An 8,956-nucleotide genomic window follows, 5' to 3' on the forward strand; every position below is an offset into this window, starting at 1 on the left:
GACTATACCCTCATGGACCTCACCGGGGCTTATCCGGGTAAAGAATTGAAAGGCTGGCGCCGCCACCTCATTCTGGAAAAACCATCGATCACTGTAGTGCTGGACGAAGTGTCTTCCGAACCGGGCGCTGAAATAGAGGCGCGGTTCCACTCAGAATGCGCGGTCACGCTGAAAGACCGGTATGCTCTCCTCCGCGGCGAAAAAGGCATTATGGCTCTCATCCCTGTTACCGACGGCCCTTTCCGTCTTCGGTCGGGCTGGCACGCCGACCTGCCGGTGATAGAGACCGTGAAGTTTGCCTGGATCCCCTACTTCGGGGTAGTCTCCGCAGCACAGTCATCATCCGCCCGGATTGCCGCTCTTATTCTTCCGGTCGAAACCGAATCCGAGGCCGAAAAAATAGCCCGATCCATATACAGCAGGACAGACAGCACCGGGAACTACTCCATTGTATTTGAAAAGGGGGGAAAGAAATTCGAATATCGGTTCAGGAAGGAACCGGAAGGATTAGTATTGGAGCAGGGAAAGTCTGAACTTTGACAGGAATCAAGGAGGAATCATTGCATCCGCAGTGGGATTATTGCCTCTTAAAACGCTCTATTCATCTTGTAATCATCTCCTGCCACACATATATTATCGGATAAAGGACAGCGCTTATGGATGATATCAGGAAAAAACTTACCGGGGTTTTCGCCCCGGTGGTCACACCCTTCCGGAATGACGAGCTCATGCTGGATGACCTGCGGTACAATCTCAGGAAGCTGGCGGATTCCGATCTCACCGGGTACCTGGCGCTCGGTTCCAACGGAGAGTTCCGCAGCCTTTCCGACCTCGAACAGCTTCATGTTCTCGAAGTATTTGCGGAAGAGAAGGCAGGCAAGGTGGTCATGGCCGGAACAGCCTGCGAAACCACCCGCTTTACCATCGAAAAAACCAGGAAAGCCGCCGAGATGGGGTTTGAATTCGCAAGCATCCTTACCCCGGGTTATTTTGCCAGGCAGATGAACGATGCGGCGCTCATCGGTCATTATGAAGCGATAGCGGATGCCTCTCCAATTCCGATTCTCCTCTATAACGCCCCGGGATTCACCGGAGGAGTGCAGCTTACCCCAAGGGCAGTCATCCAGCTTTCCCGTCACGCCAACATCTGCGGCATGAAAGATTCATCGCCGACAGGGCCTGACCGCTACCTCACCATCCTTGACCATGCCACGGATTTCCATATCCTCGCCGGGTCTGCAAACTTTTTCTATGCTTCGCTCCATCTGGGCGCAGTCGGTGGTATCATTTCCCTGGCCAACCCTCTCCCGGCGCCCTGCTGCGACCTGTTCCGGCTCTTCACAGAGCAGAAATTCGACGAGGCGCTCGACCTTCACTTCCGTCTCTCAAGGCTTAACGCCGCCGTTTCAGGAACTCACGGGGTGGCCGGAGTGAAAGCGGCCATGAACGTAATGGGATTCAGGGGAGGGGAACCGCGCCTGCCTCTCATACCGCTGACCGACAGCGAACGTGACAAGGTGCGGGAGGCCATTATTGCGGAAGGATTCAATATCTGGTGAAAGAGGGAAATTGTCTTTCATTCTGGATTCTGGCTCCTGAATTCTTCTTTTTATATATTACGACATAAATAATTGCGCATGTTTTTAAGTGTTTAGATCCTGAAACGAGTTCAGGATGACACGTGTCATGCCGAACTTGTTTCGGCATCTATTTTGAAAAGAAACGCAATAATATATGTCTTCATGTATAGCAACGATCTGCACAAAAATATTCAAGGAGTGCATCGAAACATGACCATTCTGGGAGTTGATATAGGAACGACCGCCATGAAAATGGGGGTTTTCCGCGCGGAGGGAGAATTCCTGTCCCTGATCCGGCAATTCACCCGTCATTATGCGGTGAACACGTACAATGACGGCTTGTTCAGCGACATAGAACCGGAAAAATGGCGTCAGGCTTTCCTGGAAGGATGCCGTGAGATGGAGGGTCTTATGGGGGAGATCGATGCCATCTCCCTCTCAGGGACTACCCCGGGGTTCACCGCCATGGACAGCGAGGGCGAGGCTGTGTATCCCGCTATTCTCATGCTCGACCAGCGGTCACGGGTCCAGGCGCAGCGCATCATCAAAACTGTCGGCCTCCCGAAGCTCCTGGAAACCAGCGCCAACATGCCGGTCGCCGGGGGGTGCTCCCTGGCCAGCCTGCTCTGGATACGGGATAATCATCCCGAACTTTATGCCCGGGCGCGTATGTTCGGTCATTCCAACACCTACCTGGCCCGGTGGCTGACCGGAAAAGCTGCCATAGACCCCTCCTCTGCTTCTCTCATGGCCCTCTACAACACGGTGCTGAATGATCTTACCTGGAACGCCGGGATCGCCGCGGAGTTTGATGTTCCCCTCGATTTTCTGCCTGAGGTTAAATATTCCCACGAGAGCGCCGGCAGTCTGAAAAAAGAAATCGCCGCTCTGACCGGCCTTCGCCGGGAGCCTCCGGTGGTAATAGGAGGGAACGACGCCGTTCTTGCCGCATACTGCGCCGGCATCCGAGAGGCGGGGGACATCATGAATGTGAACGGCACCTGCGAGATCACACTGGTATGCCTTCCCCGCTGCCTCCCTTCGATACAGTACAATATCCGCGCCCATGTTCTTCCTGGGATGTGGCTGACCCTGTATGTGATGAACGCGGGCGGGAAAGCCCTGGAATGGTTCCGTAACCTTTTCTGCCGCGAGATGGCTGCGGAGGAATTCTACGGGGATTTTCTTACCGGGGCGATCGATGCCTGGATCGACCGTGAGAGCGGAGTGACTTATGTCCCCTTCCTCATGGGCTCGCGCTATTCCCAGCAGCCGCTCAAAGCAGAATTCCTGGGAATGACTCATGAAACTTCACGGGAAGAGCTTTTGGCCGCCCTTATCCGGGGCCTTTGCCAGTACCAGCGGGAACACCTGAAGGATGTCGGGCTCGATACGCCCCTTAGCGGCGCCATCCATGTGACCGGCGGAGCGGTCAATGAGGCAGTGATCCGAGCAAAAACAAGGTGGATGCGGAACTGCGCCTACGTCATCGAGGAGGAATCCTCCATGAAAGGCGCCGCGATGCTCGGAAGGAAATATTTGGAAAAATGATCTCCCTATATCCCAAATTGTGCATGTTTTGAGTGTTTAGATGCCGAAACAAGTTCGGCATGACACGTGTCATCGTGTATCGTTGAACTCGTTTCAGGATCTAATTCCAATTATTTTTCAAATTGACGTAAAACCTCACCCGCCCTTCGGGCACCCTCTCCTAATTAGGAGAGGGCCGGGGTGAGGTTAAAAATTGGGAATCATGCCATTTTGAACGCTTATTGGAATAAACAATGTATGTTAAAAAGCCAGTATAATCAACCGAAAAAAACTCCCATGACCGATATCATTGCCAACAGACAGAACGCCGTCGACATCGTAAAAACTCTCCGCCGCGCCGGATTTCGTGCATTTATCGTAGGGGGAGCGGTCCGTGACATGGTGCTGGGGAAGTCGCCCAAGGATTTCGATATCGCCACCGATGCCCCTCCCGAAGAAGTGGAACGGCTGTTCGAACATGTGTACCCGGTGGGAGCGCAGTTCGGAGTCAGCCTGGTGCGTATCGGTAAGGATATATATGAGGTCGCCCGGTTTCGTAAGGATGGCGCTTACCAGGACGGACGACGGCCGGTGAGCGTCGAGCCTGCCGGTGAAATCGAGGATGTGAATCGCCGTGATTTCACCATAAACGCCCTGATCTGGGATCCGGAAGAAGACCGTATCATCGATCATGTCGACGGCATCGCGGACATCCGTAACCGCATCATCAGGACTGTAGGGGATCCGGTTCAGCGCTTCGGCGAGGACCGTCTGCGGATGCTGCGGGCTGTAAGGTTTGCCGCGCGGTTCGAGTACAGCATCGAGCCTGTCACCCTGGAGGCGATCCGGCAGAATGCTTCAAGCATTTTCGAGGTAAGCTGTGAGCGTATCGGAGAAGAACTTTGCAAGATGTTCACCGGGCCTCACCCGGATCAGGCGCTTATTCTTCTCGATGAAAGCAGCCTTCTCCAACTAATCCTCCCCGAAGTATCCGCGCTCAAGGGAGTGATACAGTCTCCCGAATATCATCCGGAAGGTGATGTTTCCGAGCACACCCTGCAGATGCTGAAGATGTTCGGCGGAGGTTCGGCGACCCTGGCGTTCGGCATTCTTTTCCACGATATCGGGAAACCGGCCACCTTTAAAATGACCGACCGCGCCCGCTTCAACCGTCATGACGAGGCCGGCGCCGAGACAGCGGTCAGAATCATGAAACGTCTCCGGTTCGAGAGCGCCGTGATTTCACAGGTCCGCGATCTGGTGCGAAAGCACATGCAGTTCATGAATGTCCGCGCCATGAAACGTTCCACACTTCGACGGTTCATGGCACAGCCCGCGTTTGAAGAAATGCTGGAACTGTACCGCCTGGACAGCCTTGCCAGCCACGGCCAACTGGACATCTATACCTTCCTGAAAGAGGAAATCGCCCGCGAGAGAACACACAACAGGACTCTCAATCTCCCGGAAAGGCTGGTCTCCGGAGAGGATCTTATCTCCATGGGTTTAGAGCCGGGCCCGCTGTTCAAAACTATTCTGGATGAAGTGATGGATGCGCAACTGGAGGGGAAAATCAGCACTAGGAGCGAGGCCCTTGCATTTTTAAAAGAGCATTTTTCTCCGCCAGTTCGGAAAATTCCGGAGCAAAAAAGTACTGAGCCGGATCCACCAGCGTTCCATGATGCCTGACCTTGTAGAGAAGGTGCGACGCCTCAGCGATTTTCGCCACCCCCGTTCTCCCCATATATCCGATCTTTTGTCCGCGGGTTACACGGTCACCGGCATTAACCAGGATATGCTGCTGGAGGTGGGCATAAAAGGTTTCGTATACACCCTTATGGTCGATGACAACATACAGCCCGTTCTCATCGGAGGCGTTTCTCACCACTTTCGTCACCGCTCCATCCGCGGTGGCAATCACCGGGGTTCCCTCGACATTGTAGATTCTGACTCCGTCATGGAGCTTTTTCCGGCCGGTGTACTCATCCACGGAATATCCGAACTCCTGCAAAATCTTACCGTCCGCAGGCCGTATCGAGGGAACGCCCCGGAGGTAATCGGCATGCTCCAGAAAAATTTTATACAACTCACTGAAGTTTTTCTCATAGGCCTGGCTTTCAACGTCCATACGGTCGATCGTCGAAAATATCTTTTCCGGGGAAAGGAAACGTCCGGCCTTTTGAACGGCTTTTCCCGAACGGCTGGTTTTCAGATCACGGTCGGAGATATTGGACTCCCTGAGTATCTGCTGATTCAGTGAATCTATCACGGTTATCCTGGCAGACACGTGCGACAGGGTTGTATCCAGGAGGATAAGATTCTTCTCCAGAACGGCATTCTGGGTGATTATCTCATGGGTTTTGCTGTTGTAAAAGGATTTCCCCTTGAACCCGATGATGTAGAATATCATGACCAAAACCGCCATCACGAGGAAAAATATAGTACCGTAAATGATCGTACGGTGAACCCTGAACTGTTTGATCGTTGACTGGTAGTGGGGAATGAGGATAAAGGTAAGCTGTTTCCATCCCATATACAATTCTCCGAAAAAGAATCCAGGTGATTCGGCAATAAAAGAAGATGTTACTTCCTTCTCTGTCTTTTTAAAACCTCACCCCCTATCCCCCTCTCCTCGTCTGGAGAGGGGTTAACTCACGGCGGGCCAAATATTTACCCTCTCCTAATTCGGAGTGGGTGGCCAAAGGCCGGGTGAGGTTTTCGCCAATTCAGAGAGCTTTTTAAAACTTTTTGTCGAATCATCAATCCTGGAATCCGTACAATTTCACGCAGAGACTGTAAAATCAGATGCCGAAACAAGTTCGGCATGACACGTGTCATCCTGAACTCGTTGCCGCTTCGCGGGAACGATAAAACCGTTTCAGGATCTATGTAAAATTTTTCATTCTTTCTTTGCGAACTTTGAGAGAGAAAATCTTTTCATCCGTCATCCTTGCATTCTTCAGGTTAAATACCCCTTGAGGGGCTTGGAGCGCGAGGCGTGACGGAGACGTTTTATCGCCTTTTCCTTGATTTGACGGACACGCTCACGGGTAAGTTTGAATTTTTCTCCGATTTCCTCGAGGGTAAGTGAATGATCGCGGTTGATGCCGAAATAGAGGCTGATCACTTCGGCCTCCCGTTCGGTCAGGGTGGAAAGGGCTTTTTCTATTTCACCCTTGAGCGAATCCTTTATGAGCTTCTCATCGGGCGAGGGCTGAAACTTATCCTCGAGAACATCCAGAAGACGGTTGTCCTCCCCGTCATTGAACGGCGCATCAAGGGAAAGGTGACGTGAAGAAATCTTCAGCGTATCCATTACCTCGAACGGGCTCATCTCCAGTTCATCGGCGATTTCATTGGCGGATGGCTCACGCCCGAACTCCTGTTCGAGGCCGCTGGAGGTTTTCCCGATCTTGTGCAGAGCGCCAACCCGGTTGAGCGGAAGCCGCACAATCCGTGACTGCTCCGCGAGAGCCTGGAGTATGGCCTGACGAATCCACCATACCGCATACGAGATAAACTTGAACCCTTTGGTTTCATCAAACCGTTTGGCGGCTTTGATGAGTCCCAGATTCCCTTCGTTAATCAAATCTCCCAGAGACAATCCCTGGTTCTGATACTGTTTCGCCACGCTGACTACGAAACGAAGATTCGCCTTGGTGAGTTTTTCCAAAGCATCCTGGGATCCCTGTTTGATCTCACGGGCCAGATCCACCTCTTCCGACGCTGTTAAAAGTGCTACTTCGCCGATCTCCTGAAGGTACCTGTCAAGGGACTGATCTTCCCTTGTGTAAGGTTTTTTCGCAAGTTTTGACAAATTTTCACACTCCTGTCACTGCGAGGTTATTCTTCACCTTTTATCGATACCAGCCCCCGTATCACCTGCCCGTTATCCAAAACTCTCAGGCGATAAATAAGCATGGGGCGTTTATTGTTCTTGTACTCATTTTTAAAATTATCGAAATCCTGAACGGTTTTAATCGCCTTGCGGGCTTTACCGATCCAGATTTCGGTGATCACATCGCCCGCCTGAATCTGGCTGTCAGCGGCGGGGCTGTTATCATCGATCTGCGTAACCACTACACCGCTCTTGACACTTTCGGGGAAATTGAACTGCTGACTGTTCAAACCCGCCGCATGAATTCCGCGCCAGACAGATTCGTCGGTCGCCGGACCTGGAGTGGCGTTGGCATAATCGCTGCGATCGGCCAGTTTCACCGGGACAGTCTTTTTCACACCGCTGTCAATGATCTCCAGCTTTACCGTGTCCCCAGGATTTTGAGAGGCGATTCTATTAAGAAAATCATCATAGTTTTTCACTGTCTTTCCATCAAGACTGACAATGACATCACCGATCTTGATGCCAGCTTTTTCAGAAGGTGCATTGGAAACCACCAGATCCACAAGAACCCCCTCTGTGCCTGAAAGGTCGAGAGCTGCCTTGGTGTCCTGGTCGATATCCTTTCCGTGAATACCCAGGAATCCTTTGGCAACCTTGCCGGTAGTAAGAATCTTATTCATGACCGATTTGGCCATATTGATCGGTATGGCAAAACCGATGCCGGCGTAATCGGGATTATACATATTATTAATGCCGATTACTTTTCCATTGATGTCAGCCAGCGCCCCGCCGGAGTTGCCCGGATTGATCTGGGCATCGGTCTGGATAAAATACTGAAATTTCGGTCCGCCCTGCGCCTGAAGACCGGTACGGCCAAGGGCGCTGATCACCCCGACTGTTATGGTACGGTCCAGCCCCAGGGGATTGCCAATTGCAATGGCCCAGTCTCCGGGTTTGAGCTGATCGGAATCGCCCAGATCGGCCACATAGTTGGCAGGCAACGACTTTTCCTTCATTTTCAATTGGATCACCGCCACATCTGTATCAGGGTCTGTCCCCACCACAGTGGCATCAAACTTTTCATTATCGCTCAGAATCACCTTGATTTCCTTGGCGTCGGCAACAACATGGTTGTTGGTAAGAATATGTCCTTCACGGTCGATGATGACGCCGGAACCCATTCCCTGCTGTAATCTTTTTTGATTCTGGGGGATTTTGAAAAACTGCTGAAAGAATGGATCAATCTGCCGTGTCACTTCAGTTTTAACATCAATTTTCACCACCGCGGGCGCCACTTTTTCATACACCTTGACAAAGGGGCTTTGAGGCTGGGCGAACAAAGGCGCAGCAACCTTCTGAGGTGCGGAAGAAGGCTGTGCGGAAATATGCAGAGTAAAAACAGCGACTAAAATTATAAGAGTCAGAGGGGGGATGAGACGGAAAAACAGCCTGGAATACGATTTTACCATGACCTACCTCCCAAAAGCGTTTTAGATACAGGAAGATTATGAAAAAACAGATGCCGATACCTTACCTTATCGATAGCCCTGTCTATAAACCCATAAACAGGAAAATAGTTTCAAAAAATATGCGGGGTAAAAGAATAAAAATAACCAAAAATACCCATAAAACACCTGGGGTATTTCCGGTTATTTTATTGGGAGGGGTTCATCATGCTGAACCCGTATTTATATGATAAAATCTTATTCCGGCCCATACCATCGATCATTTTTTCTTAACAGCTTTTTTTGTCTCTTTCTCAGGCTTTTGGTTCTTTTCACTTGATCCGGCCTTCTCCTTCATCTTCTCGATAACCGGCTTGGCCCTGCTCCGTAGGTCATCCAGTCCTGCCTTGGCCTTGCTCCGTAAATCCTCCATACCTGCTTGGGCCTTTGTTTTGATATCCTCCCTGTCCTCTCCGGTTTTTTTTCTCAGACTCTCATAGAGTTTTTCTTTCTCGGCCATTTCAGTATCCAAACTTTTCAACACTTCAACCAGATTCTGCACT

9 protein-coding genes are annotated in these 8,956 nt (G+C 51.4%); 5 read left to right on the forward strand and 4 right to left on the reverse strand.

The genetic code is table 11. The annotated features are described in order from the left end of the window. The 4 genes from Q8O92_03920 to Q8O92_03935 form a co-directional block, all read left to right on the forward strand. A partial coding sequence (locus Q8O92_03920; protein ID MDP2982459.1) for a hypothetical protein occupies positions 1-540 on the forward strand: 540 nt, incomplete at its 5' end. A 116-nt stretch (positions 541-656) separates the two neighbouring features. Then, positions 657-1,559 (forward strand): dihydrodipicolinate synthase family protein, encoded by a 903-nt coding sequence (locus Q8O92_03925; GenBank protein ID MDP2982460.1) that lies wholly within the window; start codon positions 657-659, stop codon positions 1,557-1,559. A 231-nt stretch (positions 1,560-1,790) separates the two neighbouring features. Beyond that, positions 1,791-3,131, forward strand: coding sequence for an FGGY family carbohydrate kinase (locus tag Q8O92_03930; protein MDP2982461.1), 1,341 nt, complete (start codon positions 1,791-1,793; stop codon positions 3,129-3,131). Positions 3,132-3,368: 237 nt separating this feature from the next. Beyond that, on the forward strand, positions 3,369-4,796 hold the full coding sequence (locus Q8O92_03935) for a CCA tRNA nucleotidyltransferase (protein MDP2982462.1): 1,428 nt from the start codon (positions 3,369-3,371) through the stop codon (positions 4,794-4,796). Here Q8O92_03935 and Q8O92_03940 read toward each other — a convergent pair. The 3 genes from Q8O92_03940 to Q8O92_03950 form a co-directional block, all read right to left on the reverse strand. Next, the gene (locus Q8O92_03940; GenBank protein MDP2982463.1) at positions 4,687-5,640 is read right to left on the reverse strand and encodes a M23 family metallopeptidase; all 954 of its coding nucleotides are present in this window, start codon (positions 5,638-5,640) and stop codon (positions 4,687-4,689) included. The two genes, Q8O92_03935 and Q8O92_03940, sit on opposite strands and share 110 nt — an antisense overlap. A 426-nt stretch (positions 5,641-6,066) precedes the next feature. Then, positions 6,067-6,924, reverse strand: coding sequence for an RNA polymerase sigma factor RpoD/SigA (locus tag Q8O92_03945; GenBank protein ID MDP2982464.1), 858 nt, complete (start codon positions 6,922-6,924; stop codon positions 6,067-6,069). A gap of 26 nt (positions 6,925-6,950) precedes the next feature. Next, a complete protein-coding gene (locus tag Q8O92_03950; GenBank protein MDP2982465.1) occupies positions 6,951-8,417 on the reverse strand; it encodes a trypsin-like peptidase domain-containing protein in 1,467 nt (488 codons plus the stop codon). 38 nt (positions 8,418-8,455) lie between these two features. Here Q8O92_03950 and Q8O92_03955 point away from each other — a divergent pair, with 38 nt between their 5' ends. Further along, entirely contained in the window at positions 8,456-8,644 is a 189-nt protein-coding gene (locus Q8O92_03955) for a hypothetical protein (protein MDP2982466.1), read from the forward strand. A 29-nt stretch (positions 8,645-8,673) separates the two neighbouring features. Here the strand turns inward: Q8O92_03955 and Q8O92_03960 are convergent, their stop codons facing one another. Further along, complete coding sequence (locus Q8O92_03960; GenBank protein MDP2982467.1) at positions 8,674-8,913, reverse strand: hypothetical protein; 240 nt, start codon at positions 8,911-8,913, stop codon at positions 8,674-8,676. Positions 8,914-8,956: the final 43 nt, after the last annotated feature.

The organism is Candidatus Latescibacter sp., from assembly GCA_030692375.1.
GTDB lineage: Bacteria > Latescibacterota > Latescibacteria > Latescibacterales > Latescibacteraceae > JAUYCD01.

Coding starts and splice junctions, on each gene's coding strand:
- Q8O92_03925 (MDP2982460.1), top strand. CDS start 657: ATGGATGATATCAGGAAAAAACTTACCGGGGTTTTCGCCCCGGTGGTC.
- Q8O92_03930 (MDP2982461.1), top strand. CDS start 1,791: ATGACCATTCTGGGAGTTGATATAGGAACGACCGCCATGAAAATGGGG.
- Q8O92_03935 (MDP2982462.1), top strand. CDS start 3,369: ATGTTAAAAAGCCAGTATAATCAACCGAAAAAAACTCCCATGACCGAT.
- Q8O92_03940 (MDP2982463.1), bottom strand. CDS start 5,640: ATGGGATGGAAACAGCTTACCTTTATCCTCATTCCCCACTACCAGTCA.
- Q8O92_03950 (MDP2982465.1), bottom strand. CDS start 8,417: ATGGTAAAATCGTATTCCAGGCTGTTTTTCCGTCTCATCCCCCCTCTG.
- Q8O92_03955 (MDP2982466.1), top strand. CDS start 8,456: ATGAAAAAACAGATGCCGATACCTTACCTTATCGATAGCCCTGTCTAT.
- Q8O92_03960 (MDP2982467.1), bottom strand. CDS start 8,913: ATGGCCGAGAAAGAAAAACTCTATGAGAGTCTGAGAAAAAAAACCGGA.